This window comes from Streptomyces sp. NPDC020489 (genome assembly GCF_044386545.1).
In the GTDB taxonomy this organism is placed as follows: Bacteria; Actinomycetota; Actinomycetes; order Streptomycetales; family Streptomycetaceae; genus Streptomyces.
This window is the reverse complement of record NZ_JBIRUZ010000007.1, coordinates 22,978-49,445: the sequence shown is the minus strand read 5'-3', so window position 1 is coordinate 49,445 and position 26,468 is coordinate 22,978. Positions and strand designations below refer to the sequence as shown.

25 protein-coding genes are annotated in these 26,468 nt (G+C 72.6%); 12 read left to right on the top strand and 13 right to left on the bottom strand.

Annotated features, from left to right (window positions below; all coding sequences use genetic code 11):
* Window positions 1–4 precede the first annotated feature (4 nt).
* From ACH41F_RS19905 to ACH41F_RS19895, 3 genes are all read right to left on the bottom strand, one after another.
* Entirely contained in the window at window positions 5–655 is a 651-nt protein-coding gene (locus ACH41F_RS19905; protein WP_391233093.1) for a hypothetical protein, read from the bottom strand.
* A 142-nt stretch (window positions 656–797) separates the two neighbouring features.
* Window positions 798–1,514 carry a GntR family transcriptional regulator gene (locus tag ACH41F_RS19900; protein ID WP_391233092.1) on the bottom strand — a complete coding sequence of 239 codons (717 nt, stop codon included), beginning with the start codon at window positions 1,512–1,514 and terminating at the stop codon, window positions 798–800.
* A 130-nt stretch (window positions 1,515–1,644) separates the two neighbouring features.
* Window positions 1,645–3,000 carry an aspartate aminotransferase family protein gene (locus tag ACH41F_RS19895; protein WP_398836785.1) on the bottom strand — a complete coding sequence of 452 codons (1,356 nt, stop codon included), beginning with the start codon at window positions 2,998–3,000 and terminating at the stop codon, window positions 1,645–1,647.
* A 256-nt stretch (window positions 3,001–3,256) separates the two neighbouring features.
* Between ACH41F_RS19895 and ACH41F_RS19890 the strand changes: the two genes are divergently transcribed.
* Entirely contained in the window at window positions 3,257–5,269 is a 2,013-nt protein-coding gene (locus tag ACH41F_RS19890; protein WP_398836783.1) for a serine/threonine-protein kinase, read from the top strand.
* Window positions 5,270–5,297: 28 nt separating this feature from the next.
* On the opposite strand, the gene ACH41F_RS19885 is transcribed toward ACH41F_RS19890, so the two are convergent.
* Entirely contained in the window at window positions 5,298–5,903 is a 606-nt protein-coding gene (locus ACH41F_RS19885; protein ID WP_391233086.1) for a response regulator, read from the bottom strand.
* Entirely contained in the window at window positions 5,900–7,075 is a 1,176-nt protein-coding gene (locus ACH41F_RS19880; RefSeq protein ID WP_398836781.1) for a sensor histidine kinase, read from the bottom strand. Before ACH41F_RS19880 ends, ACH41F_RS19885 begins: the two co-directional genes overlap by 4 nt.
* A gap of 147 nt (window positions 7,076–7,222) precedes the next feature.
* Between ACH41F_RS19880 and ACH41F_RS19875 the strand changes: the two genes are divergently transcribed.
* Together ACH41F_RS19875 and ACH41F_RS19870 are read left to right on the top strand one after the other, a co-directional pair.
* Window positions 7,223–7,615: a hypothetical protein gene (locus ACH41F_RS19875; RefSeq protein WP_391233084.1), complete on the top strand. Its 393-nt coding sequence runs from the start codon at window positions 7,223–7,225 to the stop codon at window positions 7,613–7,615.
* The gene (locus tag ACH41F_RS19870; protein WP_391233083.1) at window positions 7,612–8,172 is read left to right on the top strand and encodes a hypothetical protein; all 561 of its coding nucleotides are present in this window, start codon (window positions 7,612–7,614) and stop codon (window positions 8,170–8,172) included. Before ACH41F_RS19875 ends, ACH41F_RS19870 begins: the two co-directional genes overlap by 4 nt.
* A gap of 263 nt (window positions 8,173–8,435) precedes the next feature.
* Here the strand turns inward: ACH41F_RS19870 and ACH41F_RS19865 are convergent, their stop codons facing one another.
* The gene (locus tag ACH41F_RS19865) at window positions 8,436–9,188 is read right to left on the bottom strand and encodes an SLATT domain-containing protein (RefSeq protein WP_391233082.1); all 753 of its coding nucleotides are present in this window, start codon (window positions 9,186–9,188) and stop codon (window positions 8,436–8,438) included.
* A gap of 268 nt (window positions 9,189–9,456) precedes the next feature.
* Here ACH41F_RS19865 and ACH41F_RS19860 point away from each other — a divergent pair, with 268 nt between their 5' ends.
* The 3 genes from ACH41F_RS19860 to ACH41F_RS19850 are packed head-to-tail and all read left to right on the top strand — an operon-like array spanning window position 9,457 to window position 11,107.
* Window positions 9,457–9,798: a YbaB/EbfC family nucleoid-associated protein gene (locus tag ACH41F_RS19860; RefSeq protein ID WP_391233657.1), complete on the top strand. Its 342-nt coding sequence runs from the start codon at window positions 9,457–9,459 to the stop codon at window positions 9,796–9,798.
* Window positions 9,799–9,855: 57 nt separating this feature from the next.
* On the top strand, window positions 9,856–10,455 hold the full coding sequence (recR, locus tag ACH41F_RS19855; protein ID WP_391233080.1) for a recombination mediator RecR: 600 nt from the start codon (window positions 9,856–9,858) through the stop codon (window positions 10,453–10,455).
* Window positions 10,448–11,107 carry a DUF5063 domain-containing protein gene (locus ACH41F_RS19850; protein WP_391233078.1) on the top strand — a complete coding sequence of 220 codons (660 nt, stop codon included), beginning with the start codon at window positions 10,448–10,450 and terminating at the stop codon, window positions 11,105–11,107. Before recR ends, ACH41F_RS19850 begins: the two co-directional genes overlap by 8 nt.
* Window positions 11,108–11,140: 33 nt before the next feature.
* On the opposite strand, the gene ACH41F_RS19845 is transcribed toward ACH41F_RS19850, so the two are convergent.
* Window positions 11,141–11,860, bottom strand: coding sequence for a TSUP family transporter (locus ACH41F_RS19845; RefSeq protein ID WP_398836777.1), 720 nt, complete (start codon window positions 11,858–11,860; stop codon window positions 11,141–11,143).
* A gap of 256 nt (window positions 11,861–12,116) precedes the next feature.
* Here ACH41F_RS19845 and ACH41F_RS19840 point away from each other — a divergent pair, with 256 nt between their 5' ends.
* Window positions 12,117–12,620, top strand: coding sequence for an SgcJ/EcaC family oxidoreductase (locus tag ACH41F_RS19840; RefSeq protein WP_391233075.1), 504 nt, complete (start codon window positions 12,117–12,119; stop codon window positions 12,618–12,620).
* On the opposite strand, the gene ACH41F_RS19835 is transcribed toward ACH41F_RS19840, so the two are convergent.
* Genes ACH41F_RS19835 through ACH41F_RS19820 form a run of 4 tightly spaced genes read right to left on the bottom strand, consistent with a single transcriptional unit; the run spans window position 12,586 to window position 16,578 of the window.
* Window positions 12,586–13,926 carry an ATP-binding protein gene (locus ACH41F_RS19835; RefSeq protein WP_391233074.1) on the bottom strand — a complete coding sequence of 447 codons (1,341 nt, stop codon included), beginning with the start codon at window positions 13,924–13,926 and terminating at the stop codon, window positions 12,586–12,588. The two genes, ACH41F_RS19840 and ACH41F_RS19835, sit on opposite strands and share 35 nt — an antisense overlap.
* Window positions 13,923–14,609, bottom strand: coding sequence for a response regulator (locus tag ACH41F_RS19830; protein ID WP_391233073.1), 687 nt, complete (start codon window positions 14,607–14,609; stop codon window positions 13,923–13,925). Before ACH41F_RS19830 ends, ACH41F_RS19835 begins: the two co-directional genes overlap by 4 nt.
* A gap of 60 nt (window positions 14,610–14,669) precedes the next feature.
* On the bottom strand, window positions 14,670–15,860 hold the full coding sequence (locus ACH41F_RS19825) for a cytochrome P450 (RefSeq protein WP_391233071.1): 1,191 nt from the start codon (window positions 15,858–15,860) through the stop codon (window positions 14,670–14,672).
* Window positions 15,847–16,578 (bottom strand): tRNA-dependent cyclodipeptide synthase, encoded by a 732-nt coding sequence (locus ACH41F_RS19820; protein WP_391233070.1) that lies wholly within the window; start codon window positions 16,576–16,578, stop codon window positions 15,847–15,849. The genes ACH41F_RS19825 and ACH41F_RS19820 overlap by 14 nt, the downstream gene beginning before the upstream one ends.
* 287 nt (window positions 16,579–16,865) lie before the next feature.
* On the opposite strand from ACH41F_RS19820, the gene ACH41F_RS19815 reads away from it, so the two are divergent.
* The 4 genes from ACH41F_RS19815 (at window position 16,866) to ACH41F_RS19800 (ending at window position 21,436) form a co-directional block, all read left to right on the top strand.
* On the top strand, window positions 16,866–18,143 hold the full coding sequence (locus ACH41F_RS19815; protein WP_391233068.1) for an aspartate kinase: 1,278 nt from the start codon (window positions 16,866–16,868) through the stop codon (window positions 18,141–18,143).
* Complete coding sequence (locus tag ACH41F_RS19810) at window positions 18,143–19,213, top strand: aspartate-semialdehyde dehydrogenase (protein ID WP_391233065.1); 1,071 nt, start codon at window positions 18,143–18,145, stop codon at window positions 19,211–19,213. The genes ACH41F_RS19815 and ACH41F_RS19810 overlap by 1 nt, the downstream gene beginning before the upstream one ends.
* Window positions 19,214–19,574: 361 nt before the next feature.
* The gene (locus ACH41F_RS19805; protein ID WP_391233064.1) at window positions 19,575–20,252 is read left to right on the top strand and encodes a SigE family RNA polymerase sigma factor; all 678 of its coding nucleotides are present in this window, start codon (window positions 19,575–19,577) and stop codon (window positions 20,250–20,252) included.
* Between the two features lie 158 nt (window positions 20,253–20,410).
* Window positions 20,411–21,436 carry a hypothetical protein gene (locus tag ACH41F_RS19800; protein ID WP_391233063.1) on the top strand — a complete coding sequence of 342 codons (1,026 nt, stop codon included), beginning with the start codon at window positions 20,411–20,413 and terminating at the stop codon, window positions 21,434–21,436.
* Window positions 21,437–21,505: 69 nt separating this feature from the next.
* On the opposite strand, the gene ACH41F_RS19795 is transcribed toward ACH41F_RS19800, so the two are convergent.
* Window positions 21,506–22,387, bottom strand: a complete 882-nt coding sequence (locus ACH41F_RS19795; RefSeq protein ID WP_391233062.1) for an SURF1 family cytochrome oxidase biogenesis protein — start codon at window positions 22,385–22,387, stop codon at window positions 21,506–21,508.
* A gap of 200 nt (window positions 22,388–22,587) precedes the next feature.
* Here ACH41F_RS19795 and ACH41F_RS19790 point away from each other — a divergent pair, with 200 nt between their 5' ends.
* Window positions 22,588–24,405 (top strand): prolyl oligopeptidase family serine peptidase, encoded by a 1,818-nt coding sequence (locus ACH41F_RS19790; RefSeq protein WP_391233061.1) that lies wholly within the window; start codon window positions 22,588–22,590, stop codon window positions 24,403–24,405.
* 146 nt (window positions 24,406–24,551) lie between these two features.
* Here ACH41F_RS19790 and ACH41F_RS19785 read toward each other — a convergent pair whose 3' ends face one another.
* Window positions 24,552–26,465 (bottom strand): NAD-binding protein, encoded by a 1,914-nt coding sequence (locus tag ACH41F_RS19785; protein ID WP_391233656.1) that lies wholly within the window; start codon window positions 26,463–26,465, stop codon window positions 24,552–24,554.
* Window positions 26,466–26,468 lie beyond the last annotated feature (3 nt).

Sequence of the window (26,468 nt, the reverse complement as noted above, 5' to 3'; positions counted from 1 at the left end):
CCCTTCAGCTGAAGACGATCATCGAACCCTGCGCCAGGCTCCGGGTCGCCGCCGCGTGCAGGCCCAGCCAGACGTGCCGCTCCCGGGCGAAGGGGCTCGGGTCGTAGGGCGCGGGGACGGCCGGCTCCTCCAGTTCCGTCGGACCCGCGGGCGGCAGGGGGGCCGCCGGCGGGTTGGCCGGATCGATGCCGATCGCGGGGGCCACCAGCTCCAGCTCCCGCAGCAGCGACTGCGCCGAGCCCAAGGGGCCGCCGCTCGCCAGGAGTTCGTCGTTGGCCAGCGGGTGCGGGAAGTCCACCGGGACGTAGGCGCCGGCGTGGTCGTAGTGCCAGACCAGGTGCGACTGCTGGGCCGTGGCCTCGAACATCTCCAGCAACTGCTCGTAGTCCCCGCCCAGTTCGTCCACGGGGGTGACCGGCAGGCCGCACACCTGAAGGAGATAGGCGCGGCGCAGGAAGTGCAGCGCGTCGTAGTCGAAGCCCGCCACGGGGGCGACCTCGCCGGACAGGCCCGGCATGTACTGGTACACCGGCACCGGTGGCAACCCGGCCTCGGCGAGCACCTTGTTGTATTGCGCGAGTTCCTCGGCGAACGGATTGTCGGGCGTGTGGCACAACACGTCGACGAGCGGTACCAGCCACAGGTCACAGGCCAAGAAGGGCTCCTCGCATAGCACGGTGTAGCGAAGCGGTCAGGGAAGAGTAGTCGGTCCGGCGTGCCCTGGCTTCCCCCGGGGCGAGGTCGGCCGATCTGCTGAAGGTCCCATACCCACACCGGGCCCGCCCACGTCCGGCGGCTCAGGACGGGTGCTGACGTCCGGCCAGACGTTCGACCACCGCGAGCGAGTGCGCGTTGTACGCGGCGACGACCTCCCGCGCCGCCGCGGTGTCCCGCCGCACCAGCGCGTCCACCAGCGCGGTGTGCTCGGCCCACAGCTCGCCCCGCAGCTCGGTCAGCCGGCGCAGGTGCTGCACCGCGCACACCCAGGACTGCACGCGCAGTCGGTGCAGGAAGTCGGCGAGGTAGGGGTTGCCGAACACGCTGCTCAACTCGCGCCAGAAGCGCAGGTCGTAGCCGATCAGCACGGTGACGTCACCGGCGAGGGCGGCCCGCTGCGCCTCCTCGCCCCGGCGTCGCACCCCGGTCAGGGCGGCGAGGACGCGGGAGTTGTCGGGGTCGTGGATGAACCCCTTGTGGCCGCCGTCCAGCGCGTGGAACATGCCGTCGATGACGAGGCTGCGGGCCTCGATGATGCCGCGGTAGTCGTCCAGGGAGTACTCGTGGACCCGGAAACCGCGATGCTGGTCCGCCTCCAGGAGCCCCTGGGCGGAGAGGTCGACGAGCGCCTCGCGCACCGGGGTCGCGGAGACGCCGTACTGCTCGGCGATCTCCTTGACCGTGAACGCCTGACCCGGCTGGAGGCGCCCCGCGAGCACCTCGTCGCGGAGCGCGTCGGCGATCTGCTGCCGCAGGGTGCTGCGGGTCACGGCGCCGTTGCCGCTGCTGCCGGGCATCGTCGGGCCTCTCCCTGGGGCGATCGGGTGGCGTGCTCGTACACGTACACGTATCTCTACGGGCACGCCACCTTACGCGTTCGGGTTTCCCGGGTTTTGTCGCCCAGCGTCCGCCACGGCGACGGCGCGGCTACCGCGTGTGCTCGTCCGCCACGGAGAGCGCCGCGTCCAGTGCGGCCAGGCCTTCCTTCAGCTCGGCCTCGCTGACGTTGCACGGCGGCACGACATGGGTGCGGTTCATGTTGATGAACGGCCAGATGCCGTGCTTCTTGGCGGCGGCGCCGAACGCGGCCATCGGGGCGTTCGCCTCACCGGTCGCGTTGTACGGCACCAGCGGCTCGCGGGTCTCCTTGTCCTTCACCAGGTCCAGCGCCCAGAACATGCCGACCCCGCGCACCTCGCCGACCGACGGGTGCCGCTCCGCCAGCTCGCGCAGCGCGGGCTCGACCACCTCGGCGCCGAGACGCGCGGCGTTCTCGACGATGCCCTCCTCGGCCATCACGTTGATCGTGGCGACGGCGGCGGCGCAGGCCAGCGGGTGCCCCGAGTACGTCAGACCGCCGGGGTAGGGGCGCTTGCCGAAGGTCGCCGCGATCTCGGCGGAGATGGCGACCCCGCCGAGCGGCACGTATCCGCTGTTGACGCCCTTGGCGAAGGTCATCAGGTCGGGCGTGACGTCGAACAGGTCGGCCGCGAACCACTCACCGGTCCGTCCGAACCCGGCCATCACCTCGTCGAGGATGAAGACGATCCCGTACTTGTCGCAGATCTCCCGCACTCCGGCGAGGTAGCCCGGCGGCGGGACCATGATCCCGGCGGTGCCGGGGATGGTCTCCAGGATGATCGCGGCGACGGTGGCCGGTCCCTCGAAGGCGATCGTCGTCTCCAGGTGCTCCAGCGCCCGGGCGCACTCCTGTTCCTCGGTCTGGGCGTAGAAGCGGGAGCGGTACAGGTACGGCGCCCAGAAGTGCACCACGCCGGCGGCGGCGCCGTCGGAGGCCCAGCGGCGCGGGTCACCGGTGAGGTTGATCGCCTGCTGGGTGCCGCCGTGGTACGAGCGGTAGGCGGAGAGCACCTTGGTCCGGCCGGTGTGCAACCGCGCCATGCGCACCGCGTGCTCCACCGCGTCGGCGCCGCCGTTGGTGAAGAAGATCTTGTCCAGGTCGCCCGGTGTCCGCTCGGCGATCAGCCGGGCCGCCTCCGAGCGGGCCTCGATCGCGAAGGCGGGCGCGAACGTGGACAGGGTGGCGGCCTGTTCCTGGATCGCGGCGACGACCTTCGGGTGCTGGTAGCCGATGTTGGTGTAGACGAGGCCGGAGGTGAGGTCCAGGTACCGCTTGCCGTCGTAGTCCCAGAAGTACGACCCCTCCGCACCGGCGACGGCGAGCGGGTCGATGAGCTCCTGCGCGGACCAGGAGTGGAACACGTGCGCACGGTCCGCGGCCTTCACGGCGGCGCCGACCTCGGGGTTGGGCTGAGGGGTCATGCGCCCGAGCGTAAATGTCCGCGATACGGAAGCGGTATCGGCGTCCTGTCTGTGGACGCGGGGTTTCCGCGACAGGTTGTCGCGTGGCCGCGGGGACGGCAGCGGGCACCGCCCCGGGCGCGGCCCGGTGTGACCGCCGCGGACCGCTCCGTTACGGAACCGTCGACACCGGTCCGCTCACCAGCCGCTGGGGCGGCACTATCGTGGGCTGTTGCACAGGGGGTGCACACGGGGACTTTCGGGGGAGGGCCTTGCGATGGAGAAGCTCGGGGCCGGCGACGCGCAGCGGATCGGGGCGTACCGGCTGCTGGCGCGGCTCGGGGCCGGCGGCATGGGGCAGGTGTATCTCGCCCGCTCGGACCGGGGCCGTACCGTCGCGGTCAAGCTGGTGCGCGAGGAACTGGCCGCGCAGGAGGAGTTCCGCAACCGCTTCCGGCAGGAGGTGCAGGCCGCCCGGCAGGTCGGCGGGTACTGGACCGCGCCGGTCCTCGACGCCGACACCGAGGCGCCCGTGCCCTGGGTCGCCACCGGGTACGTGGCCGGACCCAGCCTCCAGCAGGTCGTCGGGCACGACCACGGGGCGCTGCCCGAGCGGTCGGTGCGGATCCTCGCCGCCGGTCTCGCGCACGCGCTGAAGGACATCCACGCGGCCGGGATCGTGCACCGGGACCTCAAGCCCTCCAACGTCCTGGTCACCATCGACGGCCCCCGGGTCATCGACTTCGGTATCGCACGGGCCCTGGAGACGGTGACCGACGGCGGGCTCACCCGCACCGGCGCCCTCGTCGGGTCGCCCGGGTTCATGGCGCCCGAGCAGGTCCGGGGTGACCGGATCACCCCGGCCTGCGACGTCTTCTGCCTCGGCTCGGTCCTCGCGTACGCCGCCACCGGCCGACTCCCCTTCGGTGCCGGGGGCAGCGGCGTCCACGCCCTGATGTTCCGCATCGCCCAGGAGGAACCCGACCTGGAGGGCGTGCCGGAGGGCATCGCCGAGCTGGTCCGGGACTGCCTGAAGAAGGACCCGGCGCGGCGGCCGACGCTGGACCAGGTCCTGGAGCGGACGGGCGCCGAGGACACGGTGGCCGACGGCCGTTCGCGGGACCCCTGGCTGCCGAGCGCCCTGGTCGCCCAACTCGGGCGGCACGCGGTTCAGTTGCTGGACACCGAGGACCCGGAGGGGCCCGGGGGGACCGGCGGACCGGGGGGATCGGACGGACCGGGCGGACCGAAGGGCGCGCCGGGGGACGGGTCCGGCTCGGGCTCCGCACCCGGTTCCGCCGCCTCCGCCGCCTCCGCCGCCTCTGCCTCCGCCTCCGCCTCCGGTTCGGGTGAGGCCCCTCCCGAGCACGCGTCCGCGGCCGCCGAGGGCACCCCGCCCTCTCCTGGCCGGCCGCCGGTCCCGGGGGCGCCCGTGAACCACCTGCCCACCCTGGTCGCCGGCGCGGGCCAGGGCACCCCCACGCCGCCGCCCCCGCCCGTGGGCGCCCCGCGGACACCGCCGCCCTCGCACCCCGCGTACGGCCACCCCCAGCAGCATCCGCAGCAGCCGCAGACGCCGGCGTACGCCTACCCGCCGCACCACCCCCAGCAGCCCCAGACCCCGGCGTACGGCCACCCCTCCCACCCCGGCGCCCCCGCGCCGTACTACGGCGGCGGGACCGGCACCCCGCCCTACGGCCCCGTCCCGGGCTACCTCCCGCCTCAGGAGCCGCCGCGCCGCAACGGCCGCTCCACCGCGGCCCTGATCGTCGTCGCGCTGGTCGTCGCGCTCGGTGCGGGCGGCTCGGTGTACGCCCTGATGAGCGGGGGCGACGACGACAAGGCCACGCCGACGCCCACGCCCACCTCGACCGCGCCGACGACACCGGGCCCGTCCACCGACGAGACCACCCCGGCGCCGACGCCCACGACGAGCGCGCCGGAGGACGGCGGCATCCCGGCCGGTTACCTCGGCACCTGGACCGGCACGATCAACAACTCGGAGGGCTCGCACACCCGCCGACTCACCATCCAGCAGGGCGAGGTGGGCGACACGGTCCTCTCCCTCGTCGCCGACGGCCCCGACTACCACTGCGTGTTCGAGGCGGACCTCGCCGAGAAGCCGGACGCCGACGGCCCGTTGGAGATCGGCCCGTCCACGGTGACGGTCGGCGAGCCCGCCTCCTCCTGCACCCCGGGCGCGGCCAGCGAGGTCACCCTGCTGCCCGACGGCACCCTGGAGCGGGTGAACACCGGCAACGGGGAGAAGCTGACTTACACGAAGCAGTGACCCGAGGTCCCCTGTCCCGGTCGCGGCGCTAGATCCAGCCCTGCTGCCAGGCGTGATGGGCGGCCGCGTGCCGCGTGGAGGCGCCGAGCTTGGACATCGCCGCGGAGAGGTAGTTGCGCACGGTCCCCTGGGCCAGATGCACCTGCTCGGCGATCTCCGCCACCGACGCCCCCGTGCGCGCCGCCCGCAGCACCTCCAACTCCCGCTCGCTCAGCGGGCACGCGTCCTCGGTCAGCGCGGACGCGGCGATGTCCGGATCGACGTACCGGCGGCCGGCGGCGATGTCCCGGAGGATCTCCGCGAGCCGCGCCGCCGGGGTCGTCTTGGGCACGAACCCGCGCACCCCGGCGGCCAGCGCACGCCGCAGCACGGCAGGGCGGGCGTGCCGGGTGACGATGACCACCCGGGTGTCGGGGCGGGCGGCCCGGATCTCCTCGGCGGCCCGCAGCCCGTCCGTGGGCGGCATCTCCAGATCCAGTACGGCGATGTCGGGCCCGTGCTCCAGGGCGAGCCGTACGGCGTCGGTGGAGGTGGAGGCCTCCGCGACCACCGTGAGGTCGTCCTCCAGGGCGAGGAGCGCGGCGAGGGCGCTGCGCAGGAGGTCCTCGTCGTCGGCGAGGAGCAGCCGGATCACTCCTCGGCTCCCCGTACGGGCAGGGTCGCGGTCACCACGAAACGGTCGCCGTCCTGCCGCCCCCACGTCAACTCCCCGCCCGCGCACCGCAGTCGCTCGGCGAGCCCGCGCAGCCCCGTCCCGTCCGAGCCGCCGGGAGCGGCCGGACCGGCGCCGTCGTTGCCGACCCGCAGCCGGGCGACGTCGCCGTCGACGCGGTAGTCGACCTCGGCCCGCCCGGCGTCGCTGTGGCGCAGCACGTTGGTGGTGGCCTCCCGCACGACCAGGCCGAGGAGCTGCCGCGCGGGGTCCGCCAACTCGGCCTGGGACGCCGCCGGTTCGAGACTCATCCGGGCGTCTATGCCGGCCGCCGCCAGCACCCGGGTCGCGTTGGCGATCTCGTCGTCCAGGGGCGTGCGGCGGATGCCCCGCACGACGGCCCGCGTGTCCCGCAGCGCGTCCGCGCACAACTGCCGTACCTCCCGCATCTCGGCGGCCGCCCGCGCCGGGTCGGTCTCGGCGAGCCGGGACGCCAACTCGGCTTTCAGGGCGATGACTTGCAGATGGTGTCCCTGGATGTCGTGCAGGTCCGAGGCGAACCGCAGCCGCTCGTCCTTCACCGCCAGCTCCGCCTCCAGCCGCCGCGCCCGGTCCAGCCGCCCCGCGATCCGCCACGCCCACAGCGGCCCGAGCACGGTCCATACGGTGAACGCGGTCAGGCCGGCCGGGAAGAGCGCCGCGTACGCGGGGTCCTCGTCCCCGGCGGCCAGGTTCACGGCACTGCCCGGCAGCAGCGCCGCGACGACGGCGCCCCCGATCAGCCACCGCCTGCCGGCCGCCGGCAGATACGCGGCGACGATCGCCACGGTCACCGCCGGGGCGACCGCCCACAGCCCGTAGTCGTGCCGGGCCAGCGGCAGCGCGGCCAGCACCGCGGAGGCGACGCACGCGGTGAGCACCCAGCCCGCGAGCGGCCGCAACGCCGGGGCGCGGTCCAACGCGCCGCCGAGCAGCACGGCCGCCGCCACCGCGTCGACGGCCAGCGCGGGCACCACCGGCGCCCTCGCCCAGAGCGGCACGTCACCGTCCAGCGCCCAGCCCCCGTACGCCACGACCAGCACGCACAGAACGGTCCCCGGTACGGCCCACCACGTGTAGCGCCGGAAACTCGTGAGCCCCGCCCCGTTCTCCACGCGCCCATTCTGGCAGCGGGCCGGGACGCGCGGATGACAGATGTCATACGGGGACGTGCGGTTCCGGCACTACTGGCGCCGGTACCGCCGAGGCCAGTCTGAGAGGCGTCAGGACATACCCCACCCCCGTACCTCTCAGGAGGCGTCATGGAGCACCGACGGCACCACGGACTGGCCCGCCACTACGTCGAGATGATCGTCGCGATGCTGGCCGGCATGCTCGTCCTCGGCGCGGCCCTGCGGGGTGCGCTGGCCCTCACGGACATCGACTACGGCATGTCCGGCCATCCCGAACTGGTCACGCTGGAGATGGCGTTCACGATGTCGGCCGGCATGACCTGGTGGATGCGCCGCCGCGGCCACGCCTGGCCGGGCATCGCCGAGATGTGCGCGGCGATGTTCCTCCCGGCCCTGGTCCTCGTCCCCCTGCTCGCCCGGGACCTCGTGACCCCGGACGCGGCGATGACGTGGGAGCACCTCGCGATGCTGCCGCTGATGCTCGCGGTCCTGCTCCGCCGCCGCGGGGAGTACGCCGCGTGAGCACCCATCCCCTGGTCCGCCGCTGGCCCACCTGTGTCGCCGTCGCCGTCTGGGCCGCGCAGGCCGCCGCGGGCGCCTCCGACACCCTGGACGAGACGGTGACGGGTTTCGGAGAGGTCCTCCCGCTCCTGCCGCTGCTCTACGTCGTGATCCACCAGATCGGCACCCCGAGGGCGACCTGGCCGGTCCTCGGCGGCGGCCTCGTGCTGGTCCTCGCCCTCCAGGCCCTGGACCTGGTCTCCCCGGCCGGCACCATGATCGGCCTGGCCCTGGCGGTACTGCTGTGGGGTGCGGTGCGGGGCACTCCGCACGGCAGAGCCGGGCTGCCGCTCCAGGCCACCGGCGCGGTCGCCTTCGGGGCGCTGGCGGTGACGGGCCTCCTGCTCACCCCGGACCTGGGCCGCTGGCTGGTGGCAGCAGGCTGGCTCCTCCACGGCCTCTGGGACCTCACCCACCTGACGCTGCCCCGCCTGAGAGGCACGGTGGCCCCCACCTTCGCGGAATGGTGCGCGGTGGTGGACGTACTGGTAGCCCTGGAACTGGCATCCCTGACCTAGCGAACGGACCCCCCACGGCGCGCCCACACCCCCCAGGGGCGCGGGGAACTGCGCGCTCAGCCACAACGCACCCGCAGACAACCGCGCCACCGCACACCCCCCAGGGGCGCGGGGAACGGCGCGCTCAGCCACAACGCACCCGCAGACAACCGCGCCACCGCACACCCCCAGGGGCGCGGGGAACTGCGCGCTCAACCACAACGCACCCGCAGACAACCGCGCCACCCCCACCCCCACCCCGCCCCCCGCCCAAGCGCCGCAGGCTACCGCGCTTCCGGCGGCCGCTGCCGAGGCATGTTCGGCCGCGCACCCCCCGCCCCGGGCGGCAAGGGGAACCGTCCCTGCACCACGTTCCCGTCCGCCCGCGACCCGCCCGCCACCGCCGCCTGGATCCCCAGCGGCGCCGACCCCGTGCGGAACTCCACCATCCAGTCCGCGGTCTCCACCCGCACCAGCTCGGTCACGTCCTCGGAGAACCGCCGCAGCACCGCGAGGCACCGCTCGGCCGCCTCCCCGGCGGTCCCCTCGGTCGGCCCCAGCACCTCCCGCACGCTCTCCGAGGCCCAGTCGAACTGAAGGACCTGGAGCCGCCGCTGCACGGCCTGTGCGGTGGCCACGTCCCTTATCCAGCCGGACGTCACCCCGAAGAACCGGTCCACGGCCACGCAGGCGACGGCGAGGAGCAGGGCCAGGTATCCCCAGGGGGCGCCCCCGCCGACCACCCCGGTGAGGTCCAGCAGGGGCAGCGAGGCCCCGGCCACGGCACCCGCCGCGGCACCGGTGCGCAGCGCCCGCGCGCCCCGCCGCTTCCACACCCGGTCCGCGAGGTACCAGGCGGCGGTGTCGAGCGCCCCGCGCTCCACCCACCGGTACAGCTCGTCGAGACGGAGGGCGGGCTCGCCCCAGTCCCCGAGGGGGAGGGTCCGCCCCGTCAGGTCGCCCGGCCGCGGCCCGGCCGCCTCCCCGCTCCGCCCGTCCTGAGGAGGATCCTCGGGCTGCATCTCCGGCTGACCCACCCGGCACTCCCTACTGACCACGACGAACACGAACGAGCACGCTGTGTGACGCATGATGCTGACGCGCCGGACCCTTCCTACCGCCCAATGGGTGGCGAAGGGACGGCTTTCACCGCTTTTCCGCTCGGACGTGGCCCGTGATCAGGTATAGGGCTCGACGGCGTCTCACTCGAAAGAGTGCTGGAGCGATGGCTGCGCAGACCACGTAGGCTCGTGACAGACGTAAGTGCACAGCAGGATCCAGGCGGAGAACAGCAGGGAGCTGATCGTGATCCCCGGTGGTGGCCAGCCCAACATGCAGCAGCTGCTCCAGCAGGCCCAGAAGATGCAGCAGGACCTGGCGAACGCGCAGGAGGAGCTCGCGCGGACCGAGGTCGACGGCCAGGCCGGCGGCGGTCTGGTGCGGGCGACGGTGACGGGCTCCGGTGAACTGCGGGCCCTGAAGATCGACCCCAAGGCGGTGGACCCGGAGGACACCGAGACCCTCGCCGACCTGATCGTCGCGGCCGTGCAGGCGGCCAACGACAACGCCCAGACCCTCCAGCAGCAGAAGCTGGGCCCGCTCACCCAGGCGCTGGGCGGCGGCGGCATCCCGGGTCTGCCTTTCTAAGACGGGCGTCCGCCAACTACCGTACGTACCCCAGGAACCCAGGAAGGACGGCAGTCCGTGTACGAAGGCGTGGTCCAGGACCTCATCGACGAGCTGGGGCGGCTGCCCGGCGTCGGTCCCAAGAGCGCGCAGCGGATCGCCTTCCACATCCTGCAGGCGGAGCCGACGGACGTACGCCGTCTCGCGCAGTGCCTGATGGAGGTCAAGGCGAGGGTCCGCTTCTGCGCGACCTGCGGGAACGTGGCACAGGAAGAGCTGTGCGGCATCTGCCGCGACAGCCGCCGCGACCCCTCGGTGATCTGTGTGGTGGAGGAGCCGAAGGACGTCGTGGCGATCGAGCGCACGCGCGAGTTCCGCGGCAAGTACCACGTCCTGGGCGGCGCCATCAGCCCGATCGAGGGTGTCGGTCCCGACGACCTGCGTATACGAGAACTTCTCGCGCGGTTGGCCGACGGGACGGTCACGGAACTGATCCTGGCCACGGACCCGAACCTGGAGGGCGAGGCCACGGCCACGTATCTCGCCCGCATGATCAAGCCCATGGGCCTCAAGGTCACCCGCCTGGCCAGCGGCCTCCCGGTGGGCGGCGACCTGGAATACGCGGACGAGGTGACCCTCGGCCGCGCCTTCGAGGGGAGACGACTCCTAGATGTCTGACGCCACGCTGCACGCGACTGCACCGGACCCCGACGACTTCGCGGTCCAGATCGCCGACCAGGTCGAGAGCTTCCTGGTGGCCGTCATGGAGGTGGCGAAGGGCGACGAGCCCGACTCGGCCGTCCCCTTCCTCCTGCTGGAGGTCTCCCAGCTGCTGCTGGCCGGCGGCCGCCTGGGCGCCCATGAGGACATCGTCCCGGACGAGCGCTACGAGCCCGACACGGGCCCGGACGCCGACGTGGACGAGCTCCGCGAGAACCTGGCCCGGCTGCTGGACCCGATCGACGTCTACTCCGAGGTCTTCGACCCCTACGAGCCCCGCAAGGCCCCGGTCCCGGCCCGGATCTCCGACGACCTCACGGACGTCATCACCGACCTGCGCCACGGCATGGCCCACTACAAGGCCGGCCGTACCTCGGAGGCCCTGTGGTGGTGGCAGTTCTCCTACTTCTCCAACTGGGGCTCCACCGCGTCCGCGACCCTGCGCGCGCTCCAGTCCGTGGTGGCGCACGTCCGCCTGAACCAGCCCCTGGCGGAGCTGGACGGCCTGGACACCGACCAGAGCGTCGGTGACGAGACCCTGGAGTTCGAGGCCGGCCGGGTGATGGCGGAGGAGATCGCGGGCCCCCTGGGGCTGCGGCCGGTGCAGTAGGGCCGTAGCGCCTCCGGTACCGCTCTCACAGCCCTACAGCCCCCACAGGCCCTTGCCGACGGCCGTGATCCCGCCGGCCAGGGCGAGCAGGAGGACCAGCAGACGGGCCCGCTCCTCGGGTATCCGGGTGGCGAGCCCCCTGCCGACGACCCCGCCGAGCGCCATCGCGGCGGCGACGGACGTCCACTGCGGTCCGGTCAGCTCCGGAAGCCCGTTGGAGGCGACGGAGAAGGCGTTGACGACGACCCCGTAGAACATGGCGTTGGGGACGAACTCCCGTACGGTCCAGCCCGCGTTGAGGGCGTAGAGGGAGACCGGTGGTCCGCCCACCCCGGCCGCCGCGTTCATGAAGCCGCCTGCCGCGCCCGCCGCGATCGCGCCCCGGGTGCCGCGCAGCGCGGGTATCCGCACCCCGCGCATGATCACCAGCACGGCCGCGGTCACGAGCGCGCCCATGACCAGCAGCAGCCAGGACTCGGGGAGCCGGCGGGTCATCCAGGTGCCCGCCGGGACCGTGCAGGCGGCGGCGGCGCACAGCGGCACCATGGCGGCGAGGCGGACGTGCCGCCGGCCGCCCGCCAGGCCCACGACACAGATGACGCCCGCCGCGCAGTTGGCGAGCACGACTCCCTGCGTGGGCCCGAGCAGCAGGACGAGCGCGGGTACGGCGACCAGGGCGAAGCCCATGCCGGTGAGCCACTGGACCGAGGATCCGAGCAGCACGATCCCGGCCAGCAGCACTGTGTCGCCCACCCGGCCACCCCGTCCCCGCGCACGGCACGGCGCGGTTCCGCTGTGCCTCCGGGCGGGGAGGGTACGCCCTTGACCTGGTGTCACCGCCCGCTCACCGACCGTGAGTTGGATCATCCCTGGACGTCCCCTGTACGACACCTGCACGGTCGCTAACCGGCGGCACGCGAGTCTGGAGTCACTTCCTCCACAGGAACCCCGCAAGGGGCCGCGACAGAGCGCGGAGGAAGCAAGCCCCCTTGCTCGTACGGGAGATGAGATGACCCCTCGACCGATAACCAAGCGTGTAGCCGTCGTCGCCGCCGGAGCCCTCGTCGCCGTCGGTACCTTCGCCGCCGGAGTCGGGGTCGCCGGGCCGGAGAAGCAGTCCAAGAAGCCGACGCGGGCCGAGATCGCCGCGCAGTTCGACGGCTGGAACAAGGCCCTGCGGACCGGCGACCCCGAGACCGTCGCGGCCCGGTACGGCACGGACGCGGTGCTGCTGCCCACGGTCTCCAACAAGGTCCGCAGCAACCACGGCGCCATCGTCGACTACTTCGAGCACTTCCTCAAGAACAAGCCGGTCGGCAAGAAGATCGAGACGCACGTCAACATCCTCGACCACAACTCGGCCCTCGACAGCGGCGTCTACGAGTTCACGCTCACCGACCCGGACACCGGCGAAAAGCGCGTCGTCAAGGCCCGCTACACCTACGAGTACGAGAAGCGCGACGGCGAGTGGAAGATCGTCAACCACCACTCCTCGGCGATGCCCGAAGGCTGATCCGCACCGACAGCCCGCCGCCGGGCGCGTCCCCGAGCGTCACGGTCCCGCCGTCGTCGGTCACCAACTGCTTGACGACGGCGAGGCCGAGCCCGGAGCCGGAGCGCCCGGTCAGCCCCTGACCGCGCCAGAAGCGGTCGAAGGCACGGGACTTGTCCGCGTCGGACATGCCCGGCCCCTGGTCGAGGACCGACAACACGACCTCGTCCCCCCGCGTCTCGACCTGGACGGTGATCCTCCCGCCGTCCGGGGAGACCTCCAACGCGTTCGAGAGCACGTTGTCCAGCACCTGGTCGAGATGGCCGGGGCTGGCCAGCACCAGCAGCCGGCCGCCGACATCACTCCCCCTGAGCGCGATGGTGACTCCGCGCTCGTCGGCGGCCGGCCTCCACACCGCGAGGCGTTCGGCGATGATGTCCGGCAGCGACAGCGGCTCCGCGGCCGACACCTTCGCCTCCGCCCGGGCCAGCACCAGCAGCCCGTTGACCAGCCGGCTCATCCGGACCACCTCGGCGGTCGCCTGCTCGACGTCCTCGCGCACGAACTCGTCGTCCACACCGTCCGCGATGTTGTCCAGCGACAGGCGCAACGCCGTCAGGGGGGTGCGCAGTTGGTGGGAGGCGTCCGCGACGAAGATCCGCTGCGAGGCGACCAGGGTGTCCAGGCGTTCCGCCCCCTGGTTGAGGGTCCGCGCGAGCGTCTGTGTCTCCGGCGGGCCCGTCACGGGCGAGCGGGCGGTCAGGTCGCCGTCGCCGAACCTGCTGGCCATGGCGTTGAGTTCACGCAGCGGCGCGGTGATGCGCCTGGCCGCGAACGCGCCGATCGCCGCGGCCGCCGCCAGCACCAGCACGGCCAGCGCCGCCCGGAAGCCCCAGATCTGCCACAGCCGCTTGGTCATGTCCGAGGTCGCGTAGACGATCCGTACGGCCGCGTCGCCCTCGACGGGGACCGTGACCGTCAGATGGCTGCCCCAGACGACGTCGGAACCCCAGTCGGTGGTGGGCTCGTTGTCCCGCACGGCCCGGGTCAGCGCCGCGTCCGGGGTGGGCCGCGGCAGCTTCGGGTCGCACGCGGCCGTCGGGGTCGCCTGCACGTCGCCGTACGCCCTGGCCACCTTCGACAGCGCCTCGCACGAGGCCCGGTCGCCGTTGCCGAGCAGCAGCGCCATGGTGTGGGCCTCGCGCAGCACGGACTGCCGGGTGTCGTCCCGCAGTTGCTTGGTGAGGGTGAAGGCGACCGGCACCGTGAACAGGAAGATCGCCACCGCGACGAGCAGGATGTAACTCCGGATGAGCTGGCGGTTCATGAGGCCCCGGGGTCCTTGACGATCTCCAGCCGGAAACCGACGCCCCGGACCGCCTCGATGGTGATCGCCCCGGCCAGCTTGCGTCGCAGCGCCGCCACATGGACGTCCAGGGTCTTCGTCGGCCCGAACCAGTTCGCGTCCCAGACCGCTTCCATGATCTGCTCGCGCGACATCAGCGCGCCCGGCTCCTCGGTGAGGAACGCCAGCAGGTCGTACTCCTTGGGGGCGAGCGGGACCTCCTCGCCGTCCAGGTGGACCCGGGCGGCCTTGCGGTCGACGGTGAGCCGGTCGCCGTACCGGTCGGGACCGGCCGCGGCCTGCCCGGCGCGCGGCTGCGTCCGCCGCAGCACCGCCCGTATCCGCGCGATGACCTCCCGGACCCCGAACGGCTTGGAGACGTAGTCGTCCGCGCCGAGCTCCAGACCGACCACCCGGTCCGTCTCGTCGCTGCGCGCGCTGATCACGATGATCGGCACGTCACCGCGCTCGCGCAGCGCCCGGCACACGTCCAGCCCGTCGGTGTCGGGCAGGCCGAGATCCAGGAGGACGACGTCGTAGGGCTCCTCGTGGGCGAGGGCCGCTCCGCCCGTGGTGACCCAGGCCACCTCGAAGCCGTAGCGCAGCAGTCCGCGCCGGAGCGACTCGGCGACCGGCTCATCGTCTTCCACCAGCAGTACGCGCACAGGCGAACCCTAATGCTTGAACTTTAAAGACGGCCGGTCGCCGAGTTGCTCAGCCCGCGATCACCACAGCACCGGCAGCCGCTCCGGGAGCCGTTTCATGAACCCCGTCCGCCACACCAGCTGCTCCACGGGGACCGCGAGGGCCAGTCGGGGCATGCGTTCCAGCAGCACCGACAGGGCGATCTCGGCGTGCCTGCGGCCCAGCGCGGTGGCCGGGCAGTAGTGCCGGCCGCCGCCGAAGGAGAGGTGCGCGGCGCTGTTGGCGCGGTCGAGGTCGACGGTGTGGGGGTCGGGGAAGGCGGCCGGGTCGAAGTTGGCGCCCTCGACGAGCACCAGGACCAGCTCGCCCGCGCGCACCTCGACGTCCCCCAGCGTCACGTCCTCCAGCGCCAGCCTCGGCAGCCCGTCCCCGATGGACAGGTTGATCCGCAGCAGCTCCTCCACGGCCGCCGGGATCCGCTCGGGGCGGGCGACCAGCTCCTGCTGGAGCTCGGGGTGCTGGATCAGCGACAGCAGGGCCATGGTCAGGAACCCGGAGGTGGAGATCACGCCCGCGCCGAACATCGTCACCCCGACCGTGGCGAGCATCTCGTCGGTGAGGTGCGCGTACGCGGGGTCCGATCGGAGCGCGGCCAGCTCGGCCATCAGGCCCGTGGTCGCCGGGTCGTCCAGCCGCTCGGTCATGTACGCGATGTCCCGGTCCCAGTTGAGCCGGGCGCCGGTCACGGGACAGGCGGAGTTCATGAACGCGATGTCCAGGCTCCGCGTCAGCCTCGGCGCGTCCGCGTACGGAATGCCCAGCAGCCGGCAGTGCATCCCGGCCGAGTACGGGTCCGCGAAACCGGCCCGCAGGTCGCCCGGGGCGCCCTCGCGGACGAGGCCGTCGACCAGCTCGGCGGCGCAGGACCGCATCCACTCCGTCAGCCCCGGGTTCTTGGGGTTCAGGGCCTTCAGCACGGCCTTGCGGAGCCCGGCGCCGGTGATGTTCCCCATGTTGTTGACGACCTCGGGCGGGATCGTCAGCGCGTACTGCCGGGGCACCCCCGGCGCCGAGGTGTCCTTCAGGCTGAACCGCGGGTCCTCCAGGACCCGCTTGCACAGCTCGTACGACGACACCAGCCAGGCCTCGTCGCCGGCGATGGTGCGGACCCGGCGCACGGGCGCGTGGGTGCGCAACTCCTCGACCTCGGACGGGAGCTGGTCGCCGCGCCAGGAGAACGGGAAGTCGATGAGCGGCTCAACGGACGACAACCTGCACCTCCTCGGCCGGCGTGACGATCGCGTGGCCCTGGTTGCGGGAGGCGCGCAGACCCGCGCCGGGGGCGTACAGCAGCTCGGCCATCGGCAGCAGCTGGTGGTAGCAGTTCAAGGAGGACGGCACGCCCAGGATCGCCGGGGTGTCGAGGAAGAGGGGCGCCTCGGCGCAGACGTAGGCCATGCACACCTCGCGCTGGGTCTCGGTGACGTCCTCGGCCCGGCCGGCGAGGAAGGAGCCGACGAGCTTCTCGCAGGTCGTGCGGAACTCGTCGTCGGTGCCGAGGCGGGCGGTGAGGTGCTCGTGCAGGTCGCGGTAGGCGGGGTTGGCGCGCAGGTCCGACAGGGCGTGGGCGCGCAGCCGGGCGCCGCCGGGGTCCACCGCCCGCACGGCGCCCAGCACCTTGGCCCGTACGCCGCGCAGGTTCTTCACCGCCTTGCGGCGCGCGTCCTCGGCCGGATAGCCGGAGGCCTCGTACATCTCGGCCACGTGCAGGTCGGTGTGGACGAAGTCCACCCGCTCGAACAGGGCGAGTGACCAGCGGGCCAGGTCCAGGACCCGGCGGGCGGAGAAGTAGCTGTTGCCGGGGGAGACGCCGATGACGGCGTGGTCGCCCGCGGCACGGATGACCTCGCAGTGGGCGGTGAAGGGGCGGACCTCGAAGAGGTCGGCGGGGGTGACGTGCTGGATCTCGGAGACGGTCGCAGTCGTCAAGGGAAGGGAGTCCTTCGCGCGTCGCTAGTCCCGGGGGAGCCGTGTGCTCCTGGTGTGGCGACGACGACGTGAAGTTAGCGTTCGACTACGGAGAGCGTCAACGGGTGACCTGGCCCACTTTGCCGAGTGTTCACGGTGGGGATGGGCAGGGTCGTGCTGGGCGGACCGGTCTCACCATGTGGTTTCACGATGGGTGGTTTCGGACGCTCGATAGACTGAGCCGACCGCAGTACATATGCGTATGTGTGGACTGCGAACACACAGACTGAACTGAGCGAGGAGCGCACGTGGGCCTTGTCGTGCAGAAGTACGGAGGCTCCTCCGTAGCCGATGCCGAGGGCATCAAGCGCGTCGCCAAGCGGATCGTCGAAGCGAAGAAGAACGGCCACCAGGTGGTCGTCGTCGTTTCCGCGATGGGCGACACGACGGACGAGCTGATCGATCTCGCCGAGCAGGTATCCCCGATGCCCGCCGGCCGTGAGTTCGACATGCTGCTGACCGCCGGAGAGCGTATCTCCATGGCCCTGCTGGCCATGGCGATCAAGAACCTGGGCCACGAGGCCCAGAGCTTCACCGGCAGCCAGGCAGGCGTCATCACCGACTCGGTCCACAACAAAGCCCGGATCATCGACGTCACGCCGGGCCGGATCCGCACGGCCCTCGACGAGGGCAACATCGCCATCGTCGCCGGCTTCCAGGGCGTCAGCCAGGACAAGAAGGACATCACGACCCTGGGTCGTGGTGGCTCCGACACCACCGCCGTCGCCCTCGCCGCGGCCCTCGACGCCGAGGTCTGCGAGATCTACACCGACGTGGACGGCGTGTTCACCGCCGACCCGCGCGTGGTGAAGAAGGCGAAGAAGATCGACTGGATCTCCTTCGAGGACATGCTGGAGCTGGCCAGCTCCGGCTCCAAGGTGCTGCTCCACCGCTGTGTGGAGTACGCCCGCCGCTACAACATCCCGATCCACGTCCGGTCCAGCTTCAGCGGACTCCAGGGCACGTGGGTCAGCAGTGAGCCGATCAAGCAAGGGGACAAGCCGGTGGAGCAGGCGATCATCTCCGGTGTCGCGCACGACACCTCCGAGGCCAAGGTCACGGTCGTGGGCGTGCCGGACAAGCCGGGCGAGGCCGCCACGATCTTCCGCGCGATCTCCGACGCCGAGATCAACATCGACATGATCGTGCAGAACGTCTCCGCCGCGGCCACCGGCCTGACGGACATCTCCTTCACGCTGCCCAAGACCGAGGGCCGCAAGGCCATCGACGCGCTGGAGAAGCACAAGGCCGGCATCGGCTTCGACTCCCTGCGCTACGACGACCAGATCGGCAAGATCTCCCTGGTCGGCGCGGGCATGAAGACCAACCCGGGCGTCACCGCCTCCTTCTTCGAGGCGCTCTCCGACGCGGGCGTGAACATCGAGCTGATCTCGACCTCCGAGATCCGCATCTCGGTCATCACCCGCGCCGACGACGTCAACGAGGCCGTGCGCGCCGTGCACACCGCCTTCGGGCTCGACTCCGACAGCGACGAGGCCGTCGTCTACGGGGGCACGGGTCGCTGATGGCCGGGACAGGGTCGCCGCGGCCGACGCTCGCGGTCGTGGGGGCGACCGGGGCCGTCGGCACGGTCATGCTCCAGATCCTGTCCCAGCACGCGGACATCTGGGGTGAGATCCGGCTGATCGCCTCCCCGCGCTCGGCCGGCCGCAAGCTGGCCGTGCGCGGCGAGCAGGTCGAGGTGATCGCTCTCACCGAGGACGCCTTCGACGGCGTCGACGTCGCCATGTTCGACGTCCCCGACGAGGTCTCCGCGCAGTGGGCGCCGATCGCCGCCGCGCGCGGTGCCGTCGTCGTCGACAACTCGGGCGCCTTCCGGATGGACCCGGAGGTGCCCCTCGTCGTCCCCGAGGTCAACCCGCACGCGGCCCGCGTCAGGCCGCGCGGGATCGTCGCCAACCCCAACTGCACGACCCTGTCGATGATCGTCGCGCTCGGCGCGCTGCACGCCGAGTTCGGGCTGCGCGAGCTGGTGGTCTCCAGCTACCAGGCCGTCAGCGGGGCCGGGCGGGCCGGCGTGGAGACCCTGCGCCAGCAGCTGTCCCTGGTCGCCGGTACGGAACTGGGCACCCACCCCGGAGACGTACGGCGGGCCGTGGGCGACAACACCGGGCCGTTCCCGGAGCCCGTCGCGCTGAACGTCGTGCCGTGGGCCGGTTCCCTGCGCGAGGACGGCTGGTCCTCGGAGGAGATGAAGGTGCGGGACGAGTCCCGCAAGATCCTCGGACTGCCGGCGCTGCCCGTCGCGGTCACCTGTGTCCGGGTGCCGGTGGTCACCACGCACTCCCTGACCGTCCACGCCCGCTTCGAGGGCGAGGTCACCGTCGCCAAGGCGCGGGAGATCCTCGACACCGCGCCGGGCGTCGTGCTGTTCGACAACCCGGCCGCCGGGGAGTTCCCGACCCCCGCCGACGTCGTCGGCACCGATCCGACCTGGGTGGGCCGGGTGCGCCGGGCGCTGGACGACCCCACCGCCCTCGAGCTCTTCGTCTGCGGCGACAACCTGCGCAAGGGCGCCGCGCTGAACACCGCCCAGATCGCCGAGTTGATCGCGGCCGAATTCACCGGCGGCTGAACCGTCCCGGTTTGTAAGATCGGTGAACCAAGTGTGAGCGGGTCGATGGCCTGGATCACTTGCTGCGGGCGCCCTTGTCGTCCGAAGATTTTCCTCCCCGTCCTTCGCAACCGCGTGAAGGGCGGGGAGCGTCTTTGCGAACGCCCTTCAGGACGTCGCGGGGATGCGGTACGAGGTGTGGGGACACCTCGGTCATTCAGGATATAGGGGAAGAGCGGGTAGGCATGAGGGCGTTTGACGCACGGTCGGTTGTGCTGCCTGACAGCGGACGGGAGGCCGTCTCGTCCAGCGCTTCGTCGACCGACGCAAAAGTGACGCCCGGCCCGTACAACCCTTACGGGGGTAGCGGTGTCCAACTGGCGTGGCAGAGGTTCTCGATTTCACAGCGGTCTCGCGCGGCACGGCTCTCCGGCCGCCGCGCCCACCGGCCGTACGACCCCGCATGGCCGGTGCTGCCGGTGGCATGCCGGTGATCGCGCCCATGCCCGCAGCGCGGCCTGCCCGCATACCGAGCCAGCGTGACGGCGCCGAGGATGTCGCGGCAGCCGGCACCACCGTCGATCACCTCACCGAGACCTACCGGGCGCACTACAGCTCCCTGCTGCGCCTCGCCGCCCTCCTCCTCGACGACACCGCCTCCTGCGAGGACGTCGTCCAGGAGGCCTTCATCCGGGTCCACTCGGCGCGCAAACGCGTCCGGGACCGGGACAAGACGCTCGCCTATCTGCGGCAGACCGTCGTCAACCTCTCCCGCTCGGCCCTGCGCCGCCGCATCCTCGGACTGAAGCTGCTGTCCAAGCCGATGCCGGACATGGCGAGCGCCGAGGAGGGGGCCTACGACCAGCTGGAGCGCGACTCGCTCATCAAGGCGATGAAGGGCCTCCAGCGCCGCCAGCGCGAGGTCCTCGTCCTGCGCTACTTCGCGGACATGACCGAGGCGCAGGTCGCCGAGACCCTCGGGATATCCCTGGGCTCGGTGAAGGCGTACGGCTCTCGCGGCATCGCCGCCCTCCGGGTCGCCATGGAGGCCCCGGTATGAGCGGCTCCGGATCCGGGGAGAACGACGGACGCCGTCCGCACGTCCCGCACGAGCCGTCCGGGGATCCCCCCGAGCGTCTGGAGCGGTGGGGCAGGCGTGAGCCGGGCGGCACGGGCGGTCAGCCCACACCGAAGCAACCAACTGCTGGGAACGGAACTGTGAACCACGGCCTGGACGATCAGAGCTCCTCGACAGGGCTCGACTCGGACGAGCTGACACTGCGCCACCTGCTGCACCAGGCGGTCCAGGAGATCGAGCCGCGCGACGGCACCCTGGACCATCTGCGCCAGGCGGTCCCCGCCCGCCGGGCCCGCAAGCGGCAGGTACTGGTCGGCGCGGCGGCCGCCGCCCTCTTCGTCGGCACCGCGGTCCCCGCCCTGCTGCACGTCTCGGGCGCCACCGGCTCCGACGCGTCCACCTCCAACGCCCACTACTCGCAGGACCAGGGCGGCCCGAGCCAGGGCAAGGACCCGGACGGTGGCGAGAGCACCTCCGGCGGCTCCTCCGACAAGGTCGAGGACAAGGGCAAGGGCGAGTCCAAGGGGGATGACAAGGACAAGGGCACCGGCACCGGCACCGGGGGCGGCGACAGCGCCGGCCCCTCGGCCAGCAGCACGGCGGGCGTCCCCGCGTGCACGCCCGCCTCCTTCGGCGTGCCGACCGCGAGCATCGACCCCGCCGACTCGGCCGGCGCGGTGTACGGCACGTTCACCTTCACCAACGGCTCCGCCGCGGCCTGCACCGTCAGCGGCCCCGGCTCGGTGACCACGTCGGTCTCCGGCGCCGCGGACGCCGCCAAGGTCTTCCCGGTCCGGCACGTCTCCGGTGACGCGGCGGTCTCGCTGCCCGACCCGTCCACCGAGCTCGCCTCGCTGGTCCTCCAGCCCGGCGCGTCCTACCACGTGAAGTTCGCCTGGGTCCCCTCGGAGACCTGCCCCACCGACACCGGCCCCACCCCGACCCCGACGCCGACCCCCTCGGAGGACTCCAGCGACACGGGGGGCACCTCCACGGGCGGCGACACCGGCACCACCACCCAGATGACGAGGACCGAGGGCACCCTCGACGGCAGCGTCATGATCACCGGCTTGGCGGAGGGCGGCGCCCCGTCGACCTCGGCGACGGTGACGAACGCGTGCGCCGGGACGGTGTATTGGACCGGGTTGCTGGCCCCTACGACGTGACGGGCGTCCCGCGCCGCCGGGAGCCGCGCGCGGCGCTCGCCGCGGACGGCACGTGACGCGGGCCGGGGTTCAGGCCCGCTGCCCGTCCGGCGCGGGGGAGGGCGACGGCGTGGGCCCCGAGGCCGGATCCTTCTCCAGGTCCGGTCCCGGTTCTCCCTCCCGGTCCGGTCCCGCTTCTCGCTCCGGTTCCGGTTCCGGCAGCAGTCCGAGTTCGGCGTCCCGTACGAACTCCACCTCGCGCCGCAGGAGCCGGAACCACATGAACACCACGAACCCGGCGAAGACGAACCACTCGCCGGTGTAGCCGAGGTTCTGGAACGCCTTCAGGTTCAGCCCGGTGTCCGGAGCCGCCGCCGCGGGCACCGCCTTCATCCCGGAGTCCCCGGTGTTCAGCGTGACCCAGGCGTCGTAGACGTCGTACGACACGAGGTTCACCAGCGAGGCCGCGCTGATCGCCGACGTCTGCCCCGCCGGCAGCCCTCCTTGCGCGCTGACCCCGTTCTCACCGGGCTGCTCGGACGCCTGCAGGGAGCCCCTGACGGTGACCTCGCCCGAGGGCGCGGCCGGAGCCTTCGCCGCGTCGGCGGTGCCGGGCAGCCACCCGCGCACGACCGGCAGGGCCTTGCCGCCGTCGACGCGCAGCAGGGTCAGCACGTAGTAGCCGCGCCTGCCGTCCAGCTCCCGCCCCGGCACCAGCAGCTGCCTGCCGTACCGCCCGGTCGCGGTGACCTGGTCCCCGGACGTCTCCTTGTCCACCGGCAGCAGCTCCGCCAGCGGTCGCGCGGCATCCCGCCCGTCCGACGCCGCCCGCGAGGTCGCCCGGTCATGGTCCGCCATCCGGTCCTCGAACCGGCTCAGCTGCCAGGACCCCATGAACACACAGAAGGGGATGGCGAGCAGCACGAAGACGTTGATCCCCCACCACCGGGGCGTCAGCAGAAACCGGTACACACCTCAACGGTACGGGGCAGCCCGGTCCTGGCCGCCCGCGGGGTCGGGACCGCCGGGGGTGCCCGGGGCGCCGGGAGCCCGGCCCGCTCAGGGCTGTGACGCGTGTCGGCGACCGGCTCAAAGGGTGTGATGCGTGCTGGTTGTCCACAGGCTGGGGACCTCGGCGGCGCATTGTCGGCGGGGCCAGGCACTATGGGGCCATGACTGAGAGCAACGGGTCCGTCTCGCCCGAGCAGAACGCAGCCACGCCGGACTGGGAGAAGCGCTTCCGGGCGCCCCGGGTGTCCCTGCCGGACTGGGCGGAGGACGCACCGGACCGCTCCCTGTTCGTGTCGAACGCGACGGGGACGTACGAGCTGTATGCCTGGGACCGGGCCACGGACGAGCAGCGCCAGGTCACCGACCGGCCGAACGGCACGACGGACGGCGTCCTGTCCCCGGACGGCGCGTGGATCTGGTGGTTCGACGACAAGGACGGCGACGAGTTCGGCGTCTGGCGCCGCCAGCCCTTCACCGGCGGCGAGGACGAACTCGCCGCCCCCGGTCTGGACGCCTCCTACCCGGCGGGCCTCGCCCTCGCCAGGGACGGCCGCACGGCGGTGGTGGGCCGTTCGACCGACGAGGACGGTACGACGATCCACGTCGTGCGCACCGGCGAGGAGCCGGTGGAGATCTACCGCCACCGTGAGTCGGCGGGCGTCGGCGACCTCTCCCACGACGGCACGCTGATCGCCCTGGAGCACACCGAGCACGGCGACGCCATGCACTCGGCGCTGCGCGTGGTCCGCCCCGACGGCACGGCGGTCGCCGAGCTCGACGACACCAAGGACGGCACCCTGGAGCTGGGCCTGGAGGTCCTCGGCTTCGCCCCGGTGGAGGGCGACACCCGCCTGCTCATCGGCCACCAGCGCCGGGGCCGCTGGGAACCGCTGGTCTGGGACGTGGCGACGGGCGAGGAGCGCGACCTCGCCCTCGACCTGCCCGGCGACGTGAGCGCGGAGTGGTACCCGGACGGCTCGGGCCTGCTGATCGCCCACAGCTTCGAGGCCCGCAGCGAGCTGTTCCGCTACGACCTGACGACCCGCGAACTGAGCAGGATCCCCACCCCGCCCGGCTCGGTCTCCGGCGCGACCGCCCGCCCCGATGGCAGCGTGGAGTACCTCTGGTCCTCGGCCGCCGAACCCTCCACGGTCCGCTCCACGACCGGCCGGATCGTCCTGGACCCGCCCGGCCTGAAGTCCCCGGGCTCGGTCCCGGTGGAGGACGTGTGGGTGGAGGGCCCGGGCGGCCGTATCCACGCCCTGGTCCAGAAGCCGCGGGGTGCCACGGGCCCCCTCCCCACCGTCTTCGACATCCACGGCGGCCCGACCTGGCACGACAGCGACGCCTTCGCCGCGGGCCCGGCGGCCTGGGTGGACCACGGATACGCGGTGGTCAGGGTCAACTACCGGGGCTCCACGGGCTACGGCAGGGCCTGGACCGACGCCCTGAAGCACCGGGTCGGCCTGATCGAGCTGGAGGACATCGCGGCGGTCCGGGAATGGGCCGTCACCTCGGGACTGGCCGACCCCGACCGGCTGATCCTGACCGGCGGCTCCTGGGGCGGATACCTCACCCTCCTCGGCCTCGGCACCCAGCCCGACGCCTGGGCCCTGGGCATCGCGGCCGTCCCCGTCGCCGACTACGTCACCGCGTACCACGACGAGATGGAGGCCCTGAAGGCCCTGGACCGCACGCTGCTGGGCGGCACCCCGGAAGAGGTCCCGGAACGCTTCGAGGCATCGTCACCCCTGACCTACGTGGACCAGGTCAAGGCCCCGGTCTACATCTCGGCCGGCGTCAACGACCCCCGCTGCCCCATCCGCCAGATCGACAACTACGTCAAGCGCCTGGAGGCCCGCGGCGCCATCCACGAGGTCTACCGCTACGACGCGGGCCACGGCTCCCTGGTCGTGGACGAACGCATCAAGCAGGTGAGGCTGGAACTGGACTTCGCGGAGAGGCACATGCGGGGCTGACTCAGCCCGTCCGGCGTTTGTCTCTCAGCCCGTCCGGCGTTTGAGGACGAGGCCCGTTCAGGGCCGACGGGGGTCCAGGGGGCGGAGCCCCCTGAGGGACGGGACGGGTAGGGGCGGCGGGGGCGAAAAACTCCCCGGCGCCCCACCTACGCCCCGGCAGGCTCCCGCCGCCCCCGCCGCCCGGACAACTCCGCCAACCCCCGCCGCGTAGCCGCCAGCACCACCCGATCCGCCCCCGTCAGCACATACGTGTCGGGCAGATCCCACACCAACCCCCCACCCGCCCCGACCTCCTCGGACGCCCCCGCCACCACCGACTCCTCCCGCCCCCCGGACACCGCCGTGTCCAACGCCAGCACCCGCCACGCCCCCGCCCGAAACGCCTCCCCCACCGTCTTCCCCTCCAGCTCCGGATGCCCGCCCACCTCCATCGCCGCGAACAGCAACACCCGCCGCTCCACAGGGATCGCCCCCAGAATCTGCCGCCCCATCATCGCCCCGGCGAACGCGGGCGCGGCCAGATGGGACACACTCCGACTCCGCGTGGAGGCCTGCGGATGCGCGGCCCGCAGGGTCCGGTACACCGCGGTGGCGAAGTCGTCGTCGTACAGCCGCAGCACCACCCGAAGGTCCGGCCGCACGGACCGCCCGTACAGCGCGGCCTCCAGGTTCGTCGTGTCCGCACTGGTCACCGCGAGCAACGCATGCGCCCGGTGCACCTTCGCCGCCTCCAGCACCCCTTCCTGGGTGACGTCACCGAGCACCACCGGCACCCGCAACCGCCGAGCCGTGGCGAGCCCCCGCGCCTCCGGATCGGACTCCACGCACACCACCGGGATGTGCAGCTCCCGCAGCCGCGTCAGCACCCGGGTGCCGATCTTCCCCAGCCCGAGCAGCACCACGTGCCCGCTCAGCCCCCGCGGCGGCTTGCGCAGGGCAGACGCGGTCCGAAACGTCCCCAGCGCCTCCAGCACGGCGGCGAGCAGCACCGGCAGCAGGAGCAACCCGACGAGTCCGGCGAGGAGTTGAAGCACCTGACGCCCGATCGACGCCCCGAGCGCGGGATCGTTGATGGCGAAGAGATCGAGCAGCGTCATGTACGTCGCGTACAGCGGATGCTCCCCGGTCACCACCGTCAGCGCGACGGCGAGCGCGGCCACGCACCCCACCATCCCGGCCAGCGACCACCGAAGCCGCCGCGAGAAGAGCGAGGCGAACGGGGGCACGACGCCGCGGCCCGCGGAGCCGTCGGGCGCCGCGTACGACACCTGCTCCAGCACCACGGTCCCGCGCCCTTCGGCCGCCCGTACCGCCTCCGCGTCCGGCAGCAGCTCGGGCCCGTGCTCGCCGGTGCCGCCCGGAGCGGAGCCGTCGGGCCCCGCCGTGCCGTTGCCGTTCGCGGACAGCAGGGCCAGCGTGGCGAGCCCGGCACCGCCGCTTCCGGGTGCCCGCTCCACCGCCCGCAGCAGCAGCCCGTCGGTCTGTACGACCTTGCTGGTCCCGGCGACGGCACTGGCCACGAGCGCCGGCGCGGCGGTGTCGGCGTCGGACAGGACGGTCGTAGAGGCGTCGAGGGCGGAGCCGGACGGGGAGTCGGCGTCGGTGCCGTCGCCGGAGGCCAGGGCCGCGGCCTGGTCGAGGAGTTCCTCGATGTGCTGGCCCAACCGCCGGTTGTACAGCCGCAGTACGAGCCGCAGGCGGGGGTTGAGGCGCCGGGCGGTCAGCGCGGCACGGATGTTGGTCTCGTCGTCGTCGTACACGAGCGCCAGGGCGGCGGCCCGCTCCACCCCGGCGTCGGCGAGCACCGCCTCGGTCGCCTCGCCGGCCTCCAACAGCCTTTCCCCACCGGGGGGTTCACCCGTACCGGCCCGACCACCTCCGCCGGCGGCGCTCACCATCCGGTCCAGCAGGGCCGCCGAGGCGGCCCGTGCCCGCCCGACGACCGGTGGCCGCACACTCCGTTCGGACGCCGGCACGACCAGCGTGACCTGTTCCCCGTACACGCCCCGCAACTCGGCGGCCAGCCGATGCGCGAGCCCGTCGTCGCCGCAGACCACCATGTG